The organism is Bradyrhizobium sp. F1.13.3 (assembly GCF_040548265.1).
In the GTDB taxonomy this organism is placed as follows: domain Bacteria; phylum Pseudomonadota; class Alphaproteobacteria; order Rhizobiales; family Xanthobacteraceae; genus Bradyrhizobium.
Map to the genome: position 1 here is coordinate 258,736 of NZ_JBEPRI010000008.1, position 21,265 is coordinate 280,000.

Consider the following 21,265-nt stretch of genomic DNA (forward strand, 5'->3'; position numbering starts at 1 on the left):
GCACTCCGAAATCAATAAGCCAATACACCTAGGTGGCACCGGACAGATCACGCAACACTCTTCAACACCAAGGTTGTGGTTGCAATGGACGAGACCGCTGTGGCGTCGCCGCATGAGCGTGGCTCGAATTTTAGCCCGGGGAAAGGCGTACGTCCGAGCTCCTCGCCTCTGCGGGGCGACGCCTGGGGCGCGTCCGCGGTGAATGGCGCTCGCCGAGGTCCTATAGTCGGCACCGTCATCAGTTCAGCTTGAAAAACGTCTGCCCTAGCCGCTCCTTGAGCGTTTCCAGTAACGACAGTCTTGTATCAGGCGCCGCAGCTTGCGCTCCCGTTGCGGGTGCGGGAATAATATTCAACGGTTTCGCTGTTCGGCGGTTAGAGGCTTTTTTCCCAGATTCGCCTTTTGCCGCATGCTTCGGCTTCAAGACCTCGCCGCCTGATTTCGGAGTGACCGGCTTCCCGGCGACGTCAAGTTCGGAGAATGCGCTCTGCAGAGGCCGAGCAGATTGCACCAACGTCGTCGATGTAGAAGGACTGATGTTCGACGGAGCCACAAGCGTCGGCAAACTGGTATCGATTATTACCCGTTCAGGTGCCCGCTCAACTGAGCTGATCCTTATGGACGGTCGCTCTACGTCACTGTTCCCTGGGCCCAGCGCCTGCTGCGGCAGGCACCAGCCGATTCCGATCATCAACAGGACGAGAGCGCTGCCGACGAATCCGAAGTATTTCATCAAAGGCACAGGCCGCCTCCGTTTGGGGACGACCTTGCGGCCTCGTTTGTTAGCAAAAAGCTAAAGGTAGATTAAAACGGAAGACATGGTTACTACGCACGTTGCGATGCAAAGTGGCTATCTCGCGGGCGTCCGTGACTTCGATGCTGCGTCGTAGATCTCGATCTTCAGCATCGGATACTTGGCCAACAATTCAAGGGCCGCTTTAGTCGCGGCGTCCTGATCAAGAAATTCAGTCTTGAAGCGACCATCGACGAGCATCGCAAAGCCGGTGGCCGGCGCGAGGTCAGCACGCCGAACGTGGTTTGGTTGCGGACGTTCCAGGTGAAGGGTTGTTTTGTTCATTCCTTACTTATCCGGCTGGAGAACGCCCTTGCTGCTGAGGCTCTCGCAAATCGCCGAATTGAATGCTTGGGGTTTCCCAACCGGCGTAAGCACAGAACAAGAGAACAGAGATTCGAAATGCAATCGACATGCCGCCCGCCTTTTCTTGTTGGTGAGGACGGTACAAGCAACGTCTTACGGCCAGCTTAGGAGAAAGGGTTTGCGCAAGGTATACGCCTGATCAAAAGTGCGAGGCTGGTTTGCCGAAGCCCCCGTCACATTTCTGTCGGTGACCGCACCGATTCAGCATTCATGAATGAATTCGCTATCGTGACCAGGTGTACTGCGGCGGTGCCCAGCTGCTCCATTTCCTTGTCAGCAGTGTAGGCTGAAGCCGCTCGTCGATAGGCGATTGCAACGGTTGCGTATGCATCCGTGATCAGTACAGCTGAATGGTCGTGCGCATCCTTGGCTTTCCGATCACGTGCTTGGACGACTTTTGTTGCCGCCTGAGCGGTTAATTCAGCAAGCATCTCGTTACTTAAGCTCGGATCATCAATACCAGGCTGACATGCAGAAGCCGCGCCGGCGATGGCCTGATAGTATTGGCGCTTTTGCCACTCATTGGCCGTCAGGTAACTCTGCAGCAGGCGGCGAGCCCTCACTTCAAGCTGCTTTCGATCGCTTCGGATCTTTTGATGATCTGAGCTAAGCCAGCGGAGCATCGTCTGCCTATTCACTTCGGCGCCTAACGCAAAGATCAAGGGGCTATAGAGTTCCATCAGCACACTTGAGCTCGTTCGCCCAGCGCCCTCGGGAAATGTTGAAGTCGATTACAGCCTGCAGGTCTAGCGAATGAGAACGAATTCTACGATGAATCAAGCGAGGGGAAAGAGGGAGTTGAGCGCAGGTCGAAAGTAATTTGCCTCCATGTTGCTTTGTCCGCCCTGCGAAGGATGCGTGCCGTCAGGGTATAAAGCTTGGTTTGCGGCAGCGGAGTCAGGGCCCCAGGTCGGATCGGCAGCCCAATCGACAACAAAGTCGCACTTTCCTTCACTCGGAAAACGTCGCAGACCCCCATCGGCGGTGGCCCGATTAACATTGAAGAGACCTTCGTTACGAGGATTGTGAGTGCTGATTCCGAGCTGCACGATTTTGCGTGAGGATTTAATTGCATCCTGGAAAGTGGCCAAGTACCCTGCAAATGCAGCAAGCCACGCTGAAGCGTCAGTCGAACGAAGATCGTTTTGTCCGGCCTGAACGAACAGGATGTTCGGGACATCTTTGAATGCGGCGATCACTGACGGTTGTCGGCCGAGCATATCTGCAAGAAGAGCACCATCCGTCGCAAAGCATTGCTGACTAGTCTCATGGACAGCGTTTGGTAGGTAGAGGGTGTGGTACGATATCGTCCTAGCCCCGCCATTATCGACACTGGAGCTTGAACCTTCGACGATGAGGTGACGCATTAGAGGCATTCACGTCGTCTCCCAGTTGCAGATCATCAGCGCAGCTGTACCAAGAGCATTTCGTCCCTACCTAGCTGCTCGGCGGAAGTGCATGGCGCCCCGCGCTGGTTGCAGAATCCGATCATGCTCCCCCAAGTAATCTGATTCAGCGCCTTGTTGTCCTGGTGCGACTTCCATTTGGAACGGGATCGAGCTGGGGCGTTTGTTCCTTGCAGCATAGGAGTTCAGAATGAGATCTTCCAGATTTCTCTTGGTAGCGGCGCTCGTTTTGACCAGCACCTCGGCTTTGGCGCAAGCTGGCGGAGGTGGTTCAGGTGGAGCTTCGGGAGGAGGAACAGGCTCAGGCAGCGCAGCGGCCGGCTCGATGTCGAGCAGTGGCACAGCGAACGGTACGGGTGGTTCGCCCGGACCTAACACGAGCAACGCTCTCAACCATCAAACCACGGGAAATCGGCTGGGCGATCCGGCTAGGAATGAGAACAATGGCTCTTCAACCCCCGCCAGCGGCTACGTCAACGATCCTACGATGAACAAGGCTGTGCAGGATTTGGGTAATACGAATACTGGTATTGTAGCGCCTACGCGCTAGGCCTCCGCCACCGGCGGGCGCCCCACATGAGCGCCGTGGTTGGAATTAGAACGGCTACCGCACGCCACGACGTGAAGACTATGCGGCGCGGCCCGAACGGGTTAGCCAGACGGGCCCTTGGACTGATAAGCTTTTGCATAGAACCTTATCGGTTGGAGAACTGAGTCCCATTTGCGACCAAAGTTTATAAGTCGAGGCAAAAACGATGTAAGGCGCAGCACCTGAGCCGTAAAGCGCTGAAGGTTCGGTGGGTTCGGATCGAGGGTGGTCTTGTCAACCCGGCTGATATAGCTACCCTTCTTCGAACGGGGCGCAGGCAATCTACCGCCTTAGGCACGGTCTTTCTCGCGGCCTCATGACGGCACCGAACGCGAGGCCGTCCGCGCAAGGTTGAGGCTAATCGCTGCCCAAAGCGCAGCATTGTGCCAGAGGAGATCAGGCCTGCAATTTCACTCCGGGAACGGGCTGTTGAACGCGTTCGTTCGGCAGCGCCGACTTGCCTTTGAGGCTGCTCGGCGATCTGAAGGGCTTAGAGAGGATGACCTCGGAAACGCGCCTGATCCGCCTCTATAGTGGTCCTTACGCTTCGCATCTCTTCTGACGCTCGGTATTACGCTTCTCTGCCCAGAAATCCCGCAGCTATTGCCTAGCGGGGGTGCTGGTCAAGCCGAATGAATTCAGCTAACGTGCATGCCAGATCTTGTTCTCTGCATACATCGAGCTTCGCCCATGACCGCGCTGGACCTGTCGTTCCAGTATCTCTATGCGGCGCCCGGCCGGGACGCCCCGCTAGCCGGCGGAGCAATAAGTCTTTCCGGGGACCGGATCGCTGAGGTGAAACCCGCTGTCAGCAGCCGCGGCGGGCTCCTCGCGATGCCCGCGCTGGCGGATGCCCACGACCATGCGCGAGGGTTTCATCACATCGGCTTCGGCGCGAAGGACCAAAAGTTCGAATTGTGGCGCGCTGCGCTGTATGCCCAGCCGCCGATCGATCCTTATCTCAACGCTGCCCTTGCTTTCGGACGTCTGGCCCAGTCTGGCGTCGGATCTGTGATGCACGTCTATTCTTCCATCCGGGTCGACCGGCTGATCGATGATGCGCGGGCGATCGCCCGCGCCGCACGCGACGTGGGGATTCGCCTCGGTTTCGTCGTGCCGCTGCGGGACGTTCAAACTCTCGGCTATGGCCCGGACCAGGAGCTGCTCGCGCTGCATGATCCGCGCGACCAGGCGTTCGTAAAGGAGACCTGGCTATATCCCTTTCCCTCGCCCGAACGCTACATGGAGCTCGTGCGCGAGGTGGCCCGCGCCATCGAGAGGCCAACCGTAACAGTCCAGCTCGGGCCCAACAGCCCCCAGGCCTGCAGCGATGGGCTACTCGAGGCGATCGGCGACGCGTCTGCGCGCGAGAACCGTCGCGTGACCACGCATCTGCTCGAGACATCCATTCAGCGCAAATGGGCCGATGCGAGCTATCCCGGAAAGTTCATCCGACGCCTGTGCGACATGGATGTGATCAGCGAACGCTTCACCGGTGCCCACGGCGTTTGGCTCAGGCCGGATGAAGTCGCGCTGATGGCCGAGCGGCGCGCCCAGATCGCCGTCAACCTGAGCTCGAATTACCGTTTACGCTCCGGTGTTGCGCCGGTTGACAGCTATATCAAAGCCGGCATGCCTTTCAGTTTCGGCGTGGATTCCTTTGGTTTCGACGATGACGACGATGCCTTGCGCGAGCTGCGTATCGGCCACTGGGTCTTCTCACCCCTTGACACCGACGCGCCTCTAACCCAGGAGCTGTTGTTTCGCGGGTGGCATCAGAACGGCTTCCTCGCAGTGAATGGCCGCAACGATTACGGCAGGCTCACGCCCGGGGCGCCCGCCGACATTCTCGTGCTCGATTACGAGGCGCTCAGCTACGATCTGATCGAGAACATGATCGACCCGCTCGAAGTCGTTCTCACGCGAGCCAGCTCCCGCCACGTCAAATCGCTTTATGTCGCCGGGCGCGAGATCGTGCGCGATGGCAAGGTTACGGGCGTGGATCTTCCCGCTATCGAGCGGGAAGTGATCGCGCAGACTAGACGGGGTGCGGAGCGGGCCCGCGCGCTAAAACCGGTTTTGGAGCGCTCCCAGGCGACTCTCGAAGAATTCTACAGGGCCGGCGGCCACACCCGCGCCGCCAGATGACACCGATCATGCTTCCCGATACATCTCAACCTGTGGCACGATCGCTGGCACACGTCTTGCCAGACCTGGCATGCAGGTCCTGCTTCTTCCTCGCGTTCCATCGTCGACACATCTTTTGTCTTGAACGGTTTGTGTGACGACCACCTTGATCCCTTAGCTGCTGGAGGCACTCTCATGTCGAAATTCGTTCTGCGGGCGCAAGCCCTCGCCGTCACGACGACGCTGCTACTCGCGGGCGGTGCCTGCCTTGCGGACACCATCAAGGTCGGCGCGGTCTATCCGCTGACGGGTCCCGTCGCCGAAGACGGCGCCACCGTGCTCAAGGGCGCCAAGCTCGCGGTCAAGCTGTTCAACGATGCCGGCGAATTTAAAGGCGACAAGATCGAACTGCTGGTCGAGGATGGCGCTTGCATTCCGGCACAGTCCGTTGCGGCCGCCGAAAAGCTGGTATCCTCGAGCAAGGTCGTGGCCCTCGCTGGTGCCTTCTGCAGTTCCTCCACCGGAGCGACGATGGACGTTGCCCTCCGCTACAAAGTGCCGATGGTTTCGGGCGTGTCTACCGCGCCAAACCTGACCGAGCGCGGCAATCCATACCTTTTCCGCATCCAGGCTACTTCACAGATGCTCGCTGATGCCTTCGCGCCAAAGATGATGGAACTCGCCGGCGGCAAGAAAATCGCGTTCCTGGTCGTCAACGACGATTGGGGACGCTCGATTGCACAATACTACAAGACATCGCTGGAGCGCAGTGGCGCGCAGCCGGTCTCCACGCAGATCTTCGATGCTAACGAAACGGACCTGTTCTCCTACATCACCAACATCAAACGCGCCGAACCCGATGCGATTATGATGGCCGCCAATACGCAGAACGCGGTAACCGTGACCGAGCAACTGCGGCAGATGAACATAAAGTCCCGGCTGTTCGCCGAAGGCTCCTTCACCGCCAAGTCCTATTATGACGTTGTCGGCAAGAAGGGCGACGGCATCAACGGCCTGATGCCCTATGTCTCGACCTATGACAGCCCCATGAGCAAGAAGTTCGTTGAGATGTACAAGGCAGCCTATGGCGAATTGCCGAACAACAATGCGGCGGCCGGTTTTGAGGAACTCACTATCATCACCAACGCGATCAAGACCTCGGGCAAGATCGACCCTCAGTCGATCCGCGACGCAATCGCAACCAGCACAACGCCCGGGCCCGCCGGCGATATCAAGTTCAATGAAAAGGGACAGGGCTACGGGTTTACAGTGTTTCTAACACGCAACGAGAACGCCGCTCCAATGATCGAGGGCACGGCACAGATCGCAAAACCCTGAGCCGGATGACGTCGACGGGCCATGGATCTCATTCCTCAATACATCTTCAACGGCCTGGTCGTCGGATCCAGCTATGCTTTGATCGCGGTCGGTCTGACCGCAATCTTCGGGCTGATGGAGATAGCTAACTTCGCTCACGGTCAGTTCTACATGCTGGGGGCGTTCTTCGCCTACACGCTGACGCGCCTGCTTGGCCTCGATTTCTGGACCGGTCTCGTCGGCAGCGTGATGGGCGTCATGATCGTCGGTGTCGTGCTGGAGCGAACCCTGTTCCGCATCTTGCGGGGGGCCTCTCTGTCCAGCAGCGTACTAGCGACTATTGCGCTCTCGATATTTCTCGAGAACCTCGCGCTTAACGTCTGGGGTCCCCGGCCCCAGAAGATCCCGACGCCGTTCGAAACCGGCAGCATCGAATTCGCCGGGGTCTTCACCACGCCGGAGCGACTCTTAATGCTCGCGGTAACGGTCGTGATCGTGATCCTGTTGCATGTTGGGCTGCGGCACACCCAGACCGGCAAGGCGATCCGCGCCACTTTCCAGCAGCGCGAGGCCGCGGCGCTGGTCGGAATCGACATCGACCGCCTCTATACGCTGACCTTCGCCATTGGCGCCGGCGTCGCGGGGCTCGCCGGTGTCCTGCTCGGCACGATCTTCGTGGTTCAGCCGGCGATGGGTGGTATAGCCACTCTGAAGGCCTTCATCGTCGTCACGCTAGGCGGCATCTCCAGCTTTGCCGGTGGTATTGCCGGGGGTCTCTTGCTGGGTCTGGCGGAGAGCTTCGGCGCGATCATCTCGCCCGCCTACAAGGACGCGGTCGGCTTCATTCTGGTAATGCTCGTCCTGCTCTACAAGCCGGACGGCCTGTTCGGGAAACGCTCATGAAGTCGCGTGTCAGCCTGCCGTCCTGGCTTGCACTCTCCGTGACTGCTCTCATCCTTCTTGTACTGCCACGGCTGATCGGCACGGACTATTACCTGCACATCGCCATCATTTCGCTAGTGTTCGTGATTCTTGCGACCAGCTTGGACATCCTCGTTGGCTACAGCGGACTCTTATCGCTCTGCCACACCGCATTCTTCGCGTTCGGCGCCTATGCGGCGGCGCTCCTGTTTCTGCACTTCCAAATGTCGCTCTGGTTGACGATGTTCGCGGGCGGCGTCTTTGCGGCGTCGATCGCCTGGCTGCTCGGCCTGCTCGTGCTCAGCGTTCGCGGCCATCGCTTTATTATCACCACCGTAATCTTCGCCGAGATCGGTCGGCTGATAGCCTACAACTGGACTGACCTCACGCAGGGCCAGATCGGCCTGTCTGGAATTCGCCCCCCTGTTTTCGATCTACCTGGGTTGCCGCGCATCGATTTCAGCTCGCGCGAGGCCTACTACTATTTAGCCCTCGTGGTCACGACGACCTGCGTGACGATCATTTGGAGAATTACCCATTCCCCCATCGGCTGGCGCATGCTGGCCCTGCGCGAGAATGAAGCCCTCGCTGAGGCGAGCGGCGTGGACACGCGGCGCATCGCAACCACGGCCTTCGTCTCCAGCGCCTTTTTCGCCGGGCTAGCCGGGGCCGTCTATGCGCACTACACTGGTTTCGTCAGTCCCGACCTCTTCTACTTCACCTACACCACCACCATGCTGATAATGGTTTTCCTGGGTGGCAAGGGCACCATCATCGGGCCTGTCATTGGCGCTGTGCTCTTTACCATCCTGCCCGAGGCCTTGCGCGTCACTGCGAACTACCGCCTCATGACCTTCAGTGCCATCCTCCTCGTTCTCGTCGTGTTCGCGCCCGAAGGACTGATCGGCCTCTTTGCACGAATTCGGCGACGTTTCGCTGGGCAAGGGAGCGTCCAGGATGCTTGAGGCGATGGATGTCAGCGTCTCGTTCGGTGGCGTCCATGCGGTGCGTGCGGTCAGCTTTCGTGCGGAGGGACGGGACATTACAAGCGTCGTTGGCCCGAACGGCGCAGGCAAGACCACCTTGTTCAACGTCCTCACGGGATTCCAGAAGCCGAACATTGGCAATGTCGTCTTCGCCGATCGGAGCATCGTTGGGCTGAAGCCGAGCGGGATCGCCGCCCTCGGTCTCGTGCGTACGTTCCAGAAGACGGAGGTATTCAAGGGCCTCACTGTGGAGCGGGCGGTCGAGATCGGCACAACTTGTGGAAGGGACTTCCCGATGTGGCAGACGGTATGGCCTGGCGCCATCGGTCGCGCGCGCGAAACGGCCCGAAACGAAGCGAGGCGCATTCTGCAGAGGTGCGTCCTCGAAGATGTCGCCGGTGAGCCATGCGCCGCGCTGTCTTATGGCGAACAGCGCATTCTCGAAATCGCACTCGCCCTTGCGGCGCGACCGCGCCTGTTGATGCTCGACGAGCCGGCCTCCGGACTCAATCCGACCGAGGCCCGCCGGCTCGGAGATCTGATCACCAGTATCCGGGCGGACGGCGTCGGCGTAATCCTGATCGAGCACAACATGCAACTGGTAATGCGGATCTCGGACAGCATTATCGTCCTGCATCATGGTGAGAAGATCGCCGAGGGCACGCCTTCTGTCATTGCCCGTGACCAGCGCGTTGTTGATGCATATCTTGGTGGAAGTGGCTTTGCTGCAGCTTGAGAAAGTCGAAAGCGGCTATGGCCGCGCCCGCGCCCTCCATGGTGTCGATCTCACGGTCGCTGCCGGGGAGGCCGTGGCTCTGATCGGGGCCAATGGTGCCGGCAAGTCCACAATCCTGCGCGCAATTTCGGGCCTCAACAGGGTGCTCGCCGGCTCTATCCGCTTCGATGGCAAGGAAATCGGCAATGCGACGCCGCGGCAGATCGTGCGGCTCGGCGTAGCCCACTGCCCGGAGGAGCGAAAGATCTGGCCGAACCTCACGGTTCTGGAACATCTAGAGCTCGGTGCAACCATTCGCGGCGGTGCCGGCACCCAGGACATCGACGAGATGTACACACTGTTCCCGATTCTGAACGAGCGGCGGCATCAGCTCGCCGGCACACTTTCTGGCGGCCAGCAGCAGATGGTCGCTATCGCGCGGGCGCTGATGTCCCGCCCACGACTGCTCATGCTCGATGAGCCCTCTCTTGGTCTTGCGCCGAAGGTGACGGAGGAAGTGCTCACCACTATCCGGCGCGTCAACGGCACCGGCACCGCCATCCTTCTAGTCGAGCAGAACGCCAGCCTCGCGCTTGCAGCCACAAGTCGGGCCTGCGTTATTGAGAACGGGCTGATGTCCCGCGAAGGATCGACCGCCGAACTCGCGAACGACCCGGCAATCCGCAGCGCTTATCTGGGGTTTTGATTCTCATGCGCCGCCTCATCGAGAACATCGACACACTACACACCTGCGACGATGAAGGCCGCGTGCTGCGCCGCGCGTGGATCGTCGTCGCGGGCAGCAGAATTGCAGCGCTGGGCGACGGCCCGCCCCCCGCCGGCGACTTCGATGAGCGAATCGATCTGTCCAGCTCGGTGGCAATGCCTGGACTGGTGAACGCCCACCATCATTTCTTCCAGACTCTGACGCGCGCCCTGCCGCGGGCTCAGCGCGGTCACCTGCTCGACTGGCTATCGGTACTCTACCCCGTCTGGGGCCTGATGCAGCCGGAAGATCTCGCTGCAGTGGCTTCAGCCAGCGCAGCTGAGCTGCTGCTCACCGGTGCGACCACCACCGTCGATCACTTCTATCTCGTTCCGCGCTGCGAGGACGCGTATCTAGAGACCGAAGTCGAGGCGCTGGGCCGCATGGGCATCCGACTCCATCTCGTGCGCGGCAGCATGACGACGATCGAAAGCGATCTGGAGGCACGCCTCAGCATTACGCTCGGCCCACGCGCCGGCGGTATTATCGATGACCCAGCACCGGTACTCGCCTCGATGCGCCGGGCAGTGGAACGCTGGCACGACGCATCGGCGGGTTCGATGCTGACCGTCGCGCTCGGCCCAACGACACCGACCTGGGGCGATCCGGATTTCATGCGAGCAGTAGCGCAGCTGAGCGACGAGCTCGCCGTCGGGATCCATATGCACGTGCATCCGCAGAGTACCGACCGGATGCTGTGCCGGGATCAGTTTGAAAAAGGTCCGGTCGAATGGCTTGATAGCCTCGGCATGCTGGGACCGCGAACCTGGTTCGCCCATGCCACGCGGATGAACGATAGCGAGATCGCCTTGCTGGGCGAGCGCGGCGTCGGTGTCGCCCATTGCCCGCGCATGATCATGCGCCTGGGCGCCCGTATTCCTTATATTCACCGCATGCGTGCGGCCGGCATGCCGGTCGGCATCGGTGTCGATGGCGCCGCCAGCAATGATAGCGGCTCAATGCTCAATGAACTGCGATTGGCCTTGCTGTTGCACCGTCTCGCCGATGGTGGCGGCGAGGTCGCGCCGGAGTTTTGGATGACGCCACAGGACGTGCTCGGAATGGCCACGCGCACCGGGGCCGCATTGATCGGCCGCAGCGACATCGGTGCGATCGCGCCCGGCATGCAGGCCGATATCACCGCCTTTGACATGCGCGGCGTCGGTTTCGCCGGCGCGCGCGCCGACCTTCTGTCCGGACTGCTTCTTGCCGGAGACAATACCATGAGTTCGCTCACCATGGTCGGAGGGACGCCGCTGGTGGTGGACGGCAAACTGCTTCGGCAGGACGAAGAGGCACTGCGAGCTGCTGCGGATCGCGCAGCCGAGAGGGTTATCGAACGCGCGGCCCGCCTCACCGGCATCGACTATCTCGCATTCACGGACGGCCGCACCTGATTGGGCCGCCCTTTCCTGGGTCATCAACACATGCGTGCACTCGTAGTCACGGCTCATCCTCTTGAAGAGAGCTTCAATTGCGCTCTACGCAGGACGATCGTCCAGACTCTCAATGACGCTGGACACGAAGTCGATGTGTGCGATCTCTACGCGGAGAACTTCCAGCCCATTCTCGATGCGGGCATGCGCAGCCGCTATTTCGATCCTGCGGTCAATCGTACCGGCGTCGAGCACTATGTCGAGCGCCTGTTCGCGGCCGAGGCGCTGATCCTTTGCTTTCCGGTGTGGTGCTTCGGGCCACCGGCCATCCTAAAAGGATTCATGGATCGGGTCCTGATCCCGGGCGTCTCCTTCGCGCTCGGGGATGACGGTCGCATGCATCCCAATCTACGTCACATCCGCCATCTCGTCGGCGTGACGACGTATGGCCGTTCGCGTCTCGACGCATGGTATATCGGCGATCCGCCGCGACGCATCATCACGCGCTATCTGCGCTGGTTCATGGCGAAGGATGTTCGCGTTCGTTACCTGCCGCTATACAACCTGCATCGTAGCGAGGCATTGCATGAGGCGCGGGATCACGCTCCGTTTCTGCAGCGGGTGAGCTCCGAGATGCGGAAACTCGGTTGAGGACATAACGTGAGCAGATCGACCGCGATAGATCGTCTCGGCAGACGCGTAAGCGTTCGCGGTGCCCCGTCCGACCGAAACGCCCTCGGTGCCGAGCCAGCCCGGCTTTCCTGCCGATCGGCACAAACTCTATTGATCGCCGGACTCTCGCTTGCGTGCGGGTGCCGGCCGCCCCCTTCCGTTCCGCCCCCTGCAAGCCATCGGTTCTGGTTGAAGCTCGGAGATCAGGCGTGATCCGTATCGGCAACCGAAAAGGTCGAAGCCACGACTCGCCCGCCGAACAGTACGGTGCGCTCGCGTGCCCCACCGGCGACGAGGCTTTCGACGTCATCCGAGCGCGCAACGAGAAGATCAGCCCGCGCACCCACGCGCAAGCCAGCATCGAGCTCCATCAACCCGGCCGGGATGCGGCTTACCATGTCGAAAGCTTGTCCGAGATCGTTGATGCCGAGATGACCGGCCAAAAGGGTCCAGCGCGCAATCTCGAGAAGATCGCCGGAGCCTGTCGGCACGAAAGCATCCTGGATATTGTCGGAAGCGGCTGCCACCGGCACGCCGCGCGCGATCAGTTCGCCAACACGCGTGAGCCCCCGCGGCACCAATCGATCGGCGCTGCGCCCCTGCAGGAAGAGATTGGCCGCGGGCAACGTCACGACGGCAACCCCGGCCTCGTGCAGGAGGTCGATCGTGCGCAGCGCATCATCGCGCGGCATCGCGCCGAGAGCGGAAGAATGCCCCGCAACGACGCGCCCGGCGAGGCCGCGCTCACGCGTCATGCGGGCAAGTGCGTCGAACAGCACCCTGCCAGCATCAATATGCTCGTCGATATGCATGTCGAGCGGCCGGCCGGTACGCTCTGCCGTGTCGAAAAGCAGTTCCATGAAGGCCAGCGGCTCGCGAGAATAGGCTGGCACGCCGCCGATCACGTCGGCGCCGAGCGCCAGCGCAGCGGACAGCCACTCTTCGCTTTCAACGAGCATCGAGGGCGCCTCGCCGGTCAGATGCGCCACCACCTGGATGTGCATCCGGTCGCGGCATCGCTCGCGCATGGCGACCATCGCCTCGATCCCGCGCAGTCCAGTCTGCGGATCGATATTGGTATGCGTGCGGATTGCAACCGTGCCGAGGGCGCTGCAGTTCTCGACGGTCCGCAGCGCGCGCGCGATCATGTCCTCCGCCGTGATCGTCGGCGCGATGCCCCTGTACGCCGCGATGGCGCCCTCCAGCGTTCCTGCCGGATTATTGATCAGCGCGCGGGTGCGAGACTTGTCGAGATGCTGGTGGATGTCGACGAGACCCGGCACCACGAGGCGGCCCTCAAGGGCCATCACCTCCGCGCCGTCCGCGGGCAGCGCTCGCCCTATTGCGGAGATGCGACCGTTCTTTCCGATCCGGATGTCGAGGAGCTCCGGCGCGCTTGCGCCTTCTCGGCAGATCCGTCCACCCCTGAGAAGGAGTTCGAGGCGCATCGGACGAGCTCCCGGCGCTAAGGGTTTTCAAGAAAGAGGCCAGAATGTTCCGACCGCCGCACAAAGTGCAGGAAATCGGCGATGCCGTCGCTGAGCATGGCCAAGTGATTGCGCATCAGGGTACCGGCAGTGGCGGCATCATTGTCGATGATTGCCCGCAGCACCTGCTCGTGCTCAAGCTGGGAGGAGATCATCCGTCCGGGCTGGAAAGTAATCGTACGGCGGTACGGCGCGGTCTTGAGCGACAGCCTGCGCAGTTCATCCTGCAGCACGCGATTATGGCACGCCTCAGCGATGGCATTGTGGAAATCGATATTGGCGTCATAGAAGGCATCGGCATCGCCGCTGATGGCCGCCTTACCGCAGGCTTCGTGCGCCTTGCGCAGCACATCACGCTGCTCATGCGTGATCCGGCGCGCCGCCTGCACGCAAGCCAGCGCCTCCAGTTCGGCAACCACGCTGAGCGCATCGAGCAGGTCCGCAACCGACATCTGCGCGACCTGAAGTCCCTGGCGCCCACGCGCGACGGCAAGACCGCTCGCCGAGAGCCGCTGCAGTGCCTCGCGTACCGGCGTCCGGGAAACCTGGTAGCGATCGGACAGCTCGCGCTCGTCGAGCCGCGAGCCAGGACGGACACGCCCCCGCAGGATCTCCTCTTCCATCCGCTCGGCGATGTCGCTCGCCAGGGAGGAATCCTCGCCGCGCGACGGCTTCGGCGATTGTTTCGCAGGCGGATTGGTCTCGGCGACTGGCCGCGCGCGACGCGGACGGCTGGATTGGGCAGTGGTGCGTGCAGTCATGAGGCGCAGCAAGCCTTGCAATGAGGGATTCGAAGTAGAGCATGTTTGTACATCGCCGCAGCCAAAAAAACCACCTCGCACGCGTTTGCATGCCAAAAACGCTTGTTGGCATGCACGTTTCAGCTTAAACAGAGCGAAAGTCGAGGCCCCGTCCCATGAAGCGCTTTGAGACCCGCAACGCCCATTTCGACCGGCTGGTGAACACCCCTGGCCTGAAATGGTTGGGCCAGAACACCAACCACATTCCCGCCCATCCGGCCGTCATCGACGCCATGGTCGCCTGCGCGCGGGACGAGCAGTTCCACGTCTATGCCCCGCCTGCCGGCCTCGAGTCGCTGCGCGCTGGCATCGTTGCCGATGTGGGGCTACCCGCGCAGGCCGCCCTCGTCTCGGATGGGGCCGTCGCCTCGCTCTATCACGTCTGCCACACCCTGCTGCGCGCCGGTGACGAATTCATCACAACCGACCCGACCTGGAACTGGCCGATGGCGTTTGCTCGTTCGGTCGGCGCCACGGTGACCCAGATCCCGATTTATGGCGCGGAGCACCGTTACCGGCTCGATCCGGCTCGTCTCGCCGCGGCGATCACACCGCGCACGAAGATGATCTACATCGTCGATCCGAACAATCCGCTCGGCGTAGCCTGCACGAAGGCTGAGATCGAGGAGGTCGCTAAGATCGCGCGCACGGCCGGAGCATGGCTGGTGCATGACTGCACGTATCGCGACTTCGCGCACGAGCATCACCTCGCCGCTTCGATCTATCCGGAGCGTACGATCACAATCTACAGCTTTTCGAAATGGCTCGGTCTTGCCGGGCTCCGTGTCGGCGCAATCATTGCGGATCCCGAGGTCCTCGAGCAACTTGCAGCCGCCCCGCCCAACAATCTCGGCTCAAGCATTTTGTCGCAGCGGGCTGCCCTCGCCGGTCTTGCGATCAAGGCCGAGTGGTTTCCGCAGGTACTGGATATCACCCGCCGCAACCAGGCGATGATCTACGATGCCCTGCCCCGCGTGGAAGGCCTCTCGATGCCCGTATATCCCTCAAACGGCAATTTTATCGTGGTCGAATGCAGCGCAAGCGGGGTGCAGCCGGAGGCGCTGGCCGCCGCTTATGGCGAGCGCGGGATCATGATCCGCCAGGGCGCCTACCACACCCCGAATTTCGGCGACCGCTTTGTCAAGGTATCGACATCGGTGCCGCAGGTGTGGGTGGAGGAATTCCTTGAACTGCTGCCCGCGATGATGGAGCGGGCGCGCGGCATCAACCTGGACACGCCGCTGTTCTGACAACTGTAGCTGAGGGTCGGCGCGATGGATTTGCAATTAGGTGGCAAAAAGGTTGTGATCACGGGCGCCTCGCAGGGCATCGGCGAAGGTCTCGCCCATGCCTTCGCCGGCGAGGGATGCCATCTTCACCTCACGGCGCGGTCGGCCGAGAAGCTTGCCACGCTGACGCGCGAGATCCGCGAGCGTAACGACGTGACCATCACGTCGACCGCCGTCGACATGACCGAATCCGGGGCCCCCGAGCGCATCGTCGACGAAGCAGGCAACGTCGACATCCTGATCAACAATGCCGGCGTCATTCCCAGCGGCACGATCTTCGACATCGGGCCGGAGAAGTGGCGCGAAGGCTGGGCTCTCAAAGGCTTCGGGTATGCCGACATGATCCGCCTCGTCTATCCGCGCTTGAAGGAGCGCGGCGGCGGCGTCATTCTCAATAATATTGGCAATGGCGGCGAGATCTGCGATCCGCAATATATTGAGGGTGCCGCGGGTAACGCCTCAATTATGGCGATGACGCGGGCTCTCGGCGGTCGCAGCCTCGACGACAATATCCGCGTCGTCGGCGTCAATCCAGGTCCGGTCGACACGACGCGGATCTACAACATGCTGCGGAAGTTCGCGGAGAATACGCTGGGCGATCCGGCACGGTATGGCGAATTGCTGGCAAAATATCCGCTCAAGCGCCCGGCGAAGATCCACGAAATCACCGATTTATTCCTCTTTCTCGCCTCCTTCCGCTCCGGCTACACCTCCGGCACCATCGTCACAGTCGACGGCGGGATCGCCTCACGGCGCTCCGTCGTTTGATTAAACTGAACAGCAGGATTCTGCCATGGCAATTGCGACAACATCCGATGGCGTGAAGCTGCATTATGAGACGGCTGGATCCGGCACGCCAATCGTCTTCGTCCATGAGTTCGGCGGCAACCACTGGAGCTGGGAGCCGCAGATGAGCTTCTTCACGCGGCGTCACCAGTGTCTGACCTTCGCTGCGCGCGGATTTCCGCCGTCTGAAATCCCCCAAGACGTAACGTCCTACTCGCAGGCGCGCGCGGCGGATGACATTTTCGACATCATGGACTGCGCCGGCCTGGCCAGGGCTCATCTGGTCGGCTTGTCCATGGGCGGCTTCGCCGTTCTGCATGCTGGCCTGCGCCGGCCCGAGCGCGTCCTGTCGGTCTGCGCAGCGGGCGCCGGGTATGGCGCCGAAAAAACCCATGAAGAGTACTTCAAGGGTATCTCCGAGCAGGTCGCCAGGAACTTCGAAAAGCAGGGCTCGGAGCTTTTCGCGAAGACCTATGCCGAGGGCGCCTCACGCGTGCAGTTTCAGGAGAAGGACCCGCGCGGTTGGGGGTTGTTTGCCGAACGGCTGGGTAAGCATTCATCGAAGGGCGCCGCCAACACCATGCGCGGCGTCCAGATGCAGCGACCTTCGCTTTATGACCTGGAGACCGAGTTCAGAAAAATGAAGCCGCCCTTGCTCGTGATGGTCGGCGATGAGGACGACCACTGCCTCCAACCTGGCGTTTTCCTGAAGAAGACCGTGCCGGCCTGTGGCCTTGCCGTGTTTCCGAAGAGCGGCCACACGCTGAATCTTGAGGAGCCGGCGCTGTTCAACCATTTGCTGTCGGAATTCCTAGGTCAGGTCGAAAGTGGTCGCTGGAAAGAGCGCGACCCACGCGCCAATCCGGCGCAGATCATGCGGACGGACTGAGGCGATGCGCCCGTCCGATCGCGTAGATGGCGCGCGGCTGTTGGCACGGCTGATGGATCTCGCCCGCTTTGGTGCGCGCGAGGATGGCGGCGTCGATCGCCAGGCACTCACAGCCGCTGAAATTCTCGCTCGCGCCGAGCTGGTGCGCTGGGGACGAGAACTCGGCCTTCGTCCCTACACTGACGCCGCCGCCAATCTCTTTCTGCGTCTCGACGGCGCGGAGCCGTCACTGCCGCCGATCCTCACGGGCTCCCACATCGATAGCCAGCCGACCGGTGGCAAGTTCGACGGCGCCTACGGCGTGATCGCCGCGCTGGAGACAGTGCAAGCCATTCGTGACGCCGGCTTGCAGCCCCGACGCTCCATCGAGGTGGTGGCTTGGACCAACGAGGAAGGCTCTCGTTTCTCGCCCGGCATGACCGGCTCGGATCTCTTTACCGGCACGCGTCAGCTCACCATCATCGAAAGCGACGCCGACGCCGCGGGGGTCCGGCTCGGCGACGCACTCGCCGGCGTTCTTGGTGCCGATGTCGATATCCCGCACAGGCCGTTCCAATTTGAGGTCGCAGCTTTCGTCGAGGCCCATATCGAACAGGGCCCCCTCCTCGAACGCGCCGGCATTCCGGTTGGCGTTGTCACGGGCATCCAGGGCACCCGGCGCTACCGCGTGCGCGTCCACGGCGAGCCGGCGCACGCGGGCACCGCCGACCGTGCCGAGCGCAAGGACGCGTTAATGGCTGCAGTGCGCATGATCGCCGCCATCGATACGGCCGCATCGAGCCCTGCCGACACCAAGCTCACTGTCGGCCTGTTCGAGATCAAGCCCAATGCCCCCTCGGTAGTACCGGCGGACGCCTTGTTTTCAATCGACCTGCGTCATCCCGACAATGCAGTAGTCGACCGGCTCGATGCCGAGATCCGCAAGATCGTCGAGCGTGAGCGCGGCCCCTGTACCGTCGAGCTGAAACAAATCCAGCACTCGCCGTCGCTGACCTTCGATCCCGCGGTCCGTGCCACAATCGCGCGCTGCGCGGAGGTGCTCGGGATTCCGCATCAGGATATTCATTCGGCAGCCGGTCACGACGCGCGACAGCTGCATTATGTCTGCCCGACGGGCATGATCTTTGTGCCATGCCGCGACGGCATCAGCCACAACCCGGCCGAATGGAGCGAGCCAGACGACCTCACCGCCGGCACGCGTGTCCTTGCCGATACCGTGTGGACGCTCGCGAGCGAAGCATGACCAGCCCGCCGACCGGGTCATTGATCGGTACCCCCGTGCGGCGCCGGGAGGACCTTCGCTTCGTGACTGGGCGGGGCTGCTATACTGACGATCTATGGCCCAAAGGGATGCTGCATGGGGTTGTCGTCCGCTCTCTCCGCGCACACGGTCGCGGCCTGTCAATCGATGCCTCTGCGGCGCGGACAATGTGCGGTGTGCATCTTGTCCTCACCGGGAGCGATCTCGCGACCGCTGGCCTGGCACATGTTCCGGTTGACCTACCGCCGCCGGGCGCGACTTTCGACACGTGGCACGCTCGCCCGCAACCGGTTCTGGCCATCGAGGAGGTACGCTACGTCGGCGACCCGCTTGCTTTCATTGTTGCCGAGAGCATAGCGGCGGCAAAAGACGCTGCCGAGGTGCTCATCATCGACATGGAGGCATGCGACCCATTGCCGAGCCTGTCGGCCGGCGCATCGGACTTTTCGTACGAGGAAGGCGATGCCAAGGCTGTAACAGCGCTGATGGCAACTGCCCGGCGCATTGTAGAGCTCGACGTTCCTGTGCACCGGGTCGACGCGCTACCGCTGGAGCCGCGCGGCTGCCTCGGCCAATTTCAGGATGATACCTTTACGCTGCACGTCTCGACACAACGCGTTCAAATCCTGCAGCGCTCATTGGCAGACCGGATCTTCCATGTGCCCCGTGAACGCATGCGCGTGGTCGCGCCTGACACTGGCGGCGGCTTCGGCCAGAAAAACGGTGTCTACCCTGAATACGTCCTGTGCCTTGAGGCTGCGCGCCGCCTCTCTCGTCCCGTGAAATGGATACCCGAGCGCAGCGAGGCGATCAGCTCCGGGTGTCACGCGCGCGACAATCACTTTCATCTTGCCGCTGCCCTCAACGATGAAGGCCGCATCCTGGCAATTGAGGCGACTCGACGAATGAATCTCGGCGCCTACGCATCGTCGCGATCGATGGTGCCGGTGCAGAACGGCCTGACGCACCTGACGGGTGTCTACCCTGTTTCTCAAGCTCACGTGCGTGTCGATGGTGTTTTCACCAGCACTGCGCCGACCTGCTCGTATCGCGGCGCTGGCCGCCCCGAGAATGTCTATGCCTGCGAGCGTCTTGTCGACGTCGTCGCAAGAACCTGCGGCAAGGATCCGATCGCATGGCGGCGTGCAAATTGCCTAAGCAGCAAGCAGCAGCCATTGACATCGCCGCTCGGTACCACTTTCGACGGTCACGACTTCCACGGCCTGCTCGAAGCGGCGCTGGCGCGGCTGGATTACGATCACTTCCGCGCACGGCGGCGAACGAGTGCTAGCTCAGGGTGGTTGCGCGGGTTCGGTGTCGCGCTGTTCGCGGAAGATCTCCACGGCTCCAACGAGCCGATCCCCGCACGCCTTGAGTGGAGCGGCGAGCGACTGGAGCTAGTCGTCGGGACGGGCTCGGCCGGTCATGGACACGAAACGACGTTTCTCCAGATGACCGCGGAGCGTCTGGGACTGCCAATGGAGCGTCTCGGCTTCGTGCAGTCCGATACGGCACGCATGAGCGAAGGCGTCGGAACGGCCGCGTCCTGGTCCACTACCCTCGCCGGTTCATCCGTGCATTTGGCAGCGGCCGCAGCTATCGAGAATGCCTGCGAGATCGCCGGCGAACTCCTCGAGGTCTCGCCTAACGACATCGAATTTGCCGAGGGTCGATTTCGCGTGGCCGGCACGGATCGCTACGTCCGCTGGGACGATATCTTCGCTCACGCGCCGGACTTCACGGCAGGTGCGGCGTTCGCCGGGTCGGGACACAATGTCGCCGGCTCGTGCCATGCTTGCGAGATTGAGATCGAGAAGGAAACAGGGACGGCTCGCCTGCTCACCTATGCCATCGCGCAGAATTCGGGAGTTGTCATTAATCCGATGATCTTCATCGGCCAGCTTCATGGTGGCATGGCCCAAGGCGTAGGCCAGGTCCTGATGGAGCAGATCGTCTATGACGAGGCCGACGGCCAACTCCTCTCCGGTTCGCTCAGCGATTATGCGTTGCCACGGGCGACTGACCTGCCATATATCGCAACGGACATCCAGCCCTCGCGGGCGCTCGACAATCCGCTCGGCGTCAAGGGGGTCGGGGAAGCCGCCGCTACCGGATCGCCGGCCGCAGTCGCCAATGCCATCATCGATGCGCTCGCGCCGCTCGGAATCCTGCATCTCGATCCGCCATTCACTAGCGAAAAGCTTTGGCGAGCCATTCGCAACCATCGCACGCTATAGCCGTGAAGAGCTTTACGTCTCATCTTACGCGTACGCGTACGCCGCTGATGCCGCTGTGCTAATCCGAACAAGGACCAGAAGCCGATATCGCAGGCTAGCGTACCACGGACGCGCCCGCACGTTGTTCGCTTCTGGCCCTTCTGCCAAGTGCCTGGGGGCGCCCCAATACGTCCCGATCCACGCCAGCCCCGACTGATAAGCTATCGTATGAAACCATATCAGTCGGCCAACTGACTCCATTTGCGACCAAAGCTTACCAGTTCGCAGACCGACTCCCTCTGCCAAACCTTATCAGTCGCGAACTGACTCCATCGGGGCCAGGACGCGGGCGAAATCTCGAAGCATCATCAAAACAGAACAAGCTTGGGAGACTTAGGACCAACCTGTTCGCGTGCGTGCCCGAGTCACACGGGCCAAGCGGCTGCCCCACGGGGATGCTCGATTCGTCTGGTGACGCCAGTCCCACACAGCACTCAGCATAC

General features: G+C 61.6%; 18 protein-coding genes and 1 pseudogene. 13 read left to right on the forward strand and 6 right to left on the reverse strand.

What is annotated here, in order from left to right; translation table 11 throughout:
- Window positions 1–238 precede the first annotated feature (238 nt).
- The 4 genes from ABIB66_RS22935 to ABIB66_RS22950 all read right to left on the reverse strand — a co-directional run bounded on the left by ABIB66_RS22935 (window position 239) and on the right by ABIB66_RS22950 (window position 2,526).
- Complete coding sequence (locus ABIB66_RS22935) at window positions 239–742, reverse strand: hypothetical protein (protein WP_354208851.1); 504 nt, start codon at window positions 740–742, stop codon at window positions 239–241.
- Window positions 743–850: 108 nt separating this feature from the next.
- A complete protein-coding gene (locus ABIB66_RS22940; RefSeq protein ID WP_354255767.1) occupies window positions 851–1,078 on the reverse strand; it encodes a hypothetical protein in 228 nt (75 codons plus the stop codon).
- 254 nt (window positions 1,079–1,332) lie between these two features.
- Window positions 1,333–1,845, reverse strand: a complete 513-nt coding sequence (locus ABIB66_RS22945; protein ID WP_354208852.1) for a hypothetical protein — start codon at window positions 1,843–1,845, stop codon at window positions 1,333–1,335.
- Between the two features lie 90 nt (window positions 1,846–1,935).
- Window positions 1,936–2,526, reverse strand: coding sequence for an SGNH/GDSL hydrolase family protein (locus ABIB66_RS22950; protein WP_354208853.1), 591 nt, complete (start codon window positions 2,524–2,526; stop codon window positions 1,936–1,938).
- A 1,318-nt stretch (window positions 2,527–3,844) separates the two neighbouring features.
- Between ABIB66_RS22950 and ABIB66_RS22955 the strand changes: the two genes are divergently transcribed.
- The 8 genes from ABIB66_RS22955 (at window position 3,845) to ABIB66_RS22990 (ending at window position 12,013) form a co-directional block, all read left to right on the forward strand.
- Window positions 3,845–5,302, forward strand: a complete 1,458-nt coding sequence (locus ABIB66_RS22955; protein WP_354255770.1) for an amidohydrolase family protein — start codon at window positions 3,845–3,847, stop codon at window positions 5,300–5,302.
- A 174-nt stretch (window positions 5,303–5,476) separates the two neighbouring features.
- Window positions 5,477–6,619, forward strand: coding sequence for an ABC transporter substrate-binding protein (locus ABIB66_RS22960; RefSeq protein ID WP_129276105.1), 1,143 nt, complete (start codon window positions 5,477–5,479; stop codon window positions 6,617–6,619).
- 21 nt (window positions 6,620–6,640) lie between these two features.
- Window positions 6,641–7,501 carry a branched-chain amino acid ABC transporter permease gene (locus tag ABIB66_RS22965; RefSeq protein ID WP_354208855.1) on the forward strand — a complete coding sequence of 287 codons (861 nt, stop codon included), beginning with the start codon at window positions 6,641–6,643 and terminating at the stop codon, window positions 7,499–7,501.
- Window positions 7,498–8,484, forward strand: a complete 987-nt coding sequence (locus ABIB66_RS22970; protein ID WP_247430581.1) for a branched-chain amino acid ABC transporter permease — start codon at window positions 7,498–7,500, stop codon at window positions 8,482–8,484. Before ABIB66_RS22965 ends, ABIB66_RS22970 begins: the two co-directional genes overlap by 4 nt.
- Window positions 8,485–8,488: 4 nt before the next feature.
- Entirely contained in the window at window positions 8,489–9,241 is a 753-nt protein-coding gene (locus ABIB66_RS22975; protein WP_354255832.1) for an ABC transporter ATP-binding protein, read from the forward strand.
- Window positions 9,222–9,926 carry an ABC transporter ATP-binding protein gene (locus ABIB66_RS22980; protein WP_354255835.1) on the forward strand — a complete coding sequence of 235 codons (705 nt, stop codon included), beginning with the start codon at window positions 9,222–9,224 and terminating at the stop codon, window positions 9,924–9,926. Before ABIB66_RS22975 ends, ABIB66_RS22980 begins: the two co-directional genes overlap by 20 nt.
- A gap of 5 nt (window positions 9,927–9,931) precedes the next feature.
- Window positions 9,932–11,383, forward strand: a complete 1,452-nt coding sequence (locus ABIB66_RS22985) for an amidohydrolase family protein (RefSeq protein ID WP_354208856.1) — start codon at window positions 9,932–9,934, stop codon at window positions 11,381–11,383.
- A complete protein-coding gene (locus ABIB66_RS22990) occupies window positions 11,384–12,013 on the forward strand; it encodes an NAD(P)H-dependent oxidoreductase (RefSeq protein WP_354208857.1) in 630 nt (209 codons plus the stop codon).
- A gap of 224 nt (window positions 12,014–12,237) precedes the next feature.
- Here the strand turns inward: ABIB66_RS22990 and ABIB66_RS22995 are convergent, their stop codons facing one another.
- Both ABIB66_RS22995 and ABIB66_RS23000 read right to left on the reverse strand, forming a co-directional pair.
- On the reverse strand, window positions 12,238–13,482 hold the full coding sequence (locus ABIB66_RS22995) for an amidohydrolase family protein (protein WP_129276111.1): 1,245 nt from the start codon (window positions 13,480–13,482) through the stop codon (window positions 12,238–12,240).
- A 17-nt stretch (window positions 13,483–13,499) separates the two neighbouring features.
- The gene (locus ABIB66_RS23000; protein ID WP_354208858.1) at window positions 13,500–14,282 is read right to left on the reverse strand and encodes a GntR family transcriptional regulator; all 783 of its coding nucleotides are present in this window, start codon (window positions 14,280–14,282) and stop codon (window positions 13,500–13,502) included.
- Between the two features lie 149 nt (window positions 14,283–14,431).
- Here ABIB66_RS23000 and ABIB66_RS23005 point away from each other — a divergent pair.
- The 5 genes and pseudogenes from ABIB66_RS23005 to ABIB66_RS23025 all read left to right on the forward strand — a co-directional run.
- Window positions 14,432–15,571: pseudogene (locus ABIB66_RS23005) on the forward strand (pyridoxal phosphate-dependent aminotransferase); the annotation flags it as partial.
- Between the two features lie 24 nt (window positions 15,572–15,595).
- Window positions 15,596–16,378 carry an SDR family oxidoreductase gene (locus ABIB66_RS23010; protein WP_247430561.1) on the forward strand — a complete coding sequence of 261 codons (783 nt, stop codon included), beginning with the start codon at window positions 15,596–15,598 and terminating at the stop codon, window positions 16,376–16,378.
- 25 nt (window positions 16,379–16,403) lie between these two features.
- Window positions 16,404–17,285, forward strand: a complete 882-nt coding sequence (locus ABIB66_RS23015) for an alpha/beta fold hydrolase (protein WP_354208859.1) — start codon at window positions 16,404–16,406, stop codon at window positions 17,283–17,285.
- Between the two features lie 4 nt (window positions 17,286–17,289).
- Window positions 17,290–18,528: a M20 family metallo-hydrolase gene (locus tag ABIB66_RS23020; RefSeq protein WP_354208860.1), complete on the forward strand. Its 1,239-nt coding sequence runs from the start codon at window positions 17,290–17,292 to the stop codon at window positions 18,526–18,528.
- On the forward strand, window positions 18,525–20,783 hold the full coding sequence (locus tag ABIB66_RS23025) for a xanthine dehydrogenase family protein molybdopterin-binding subunit (RefSeq protein WP_354255775.1): 2,259 nt from the start codon (window positions 18,525–18,527) through the stop codon (window positions 20,781–20,783). The genes ABIB66_RS23020 and ABIB66_RS23025 overlap by 4 nt, the downstream gene beginning before the upstream one ends.
- The last annotated feature ends 482 nt before the right edge of the window (window positions 20,784–21,265 follow it).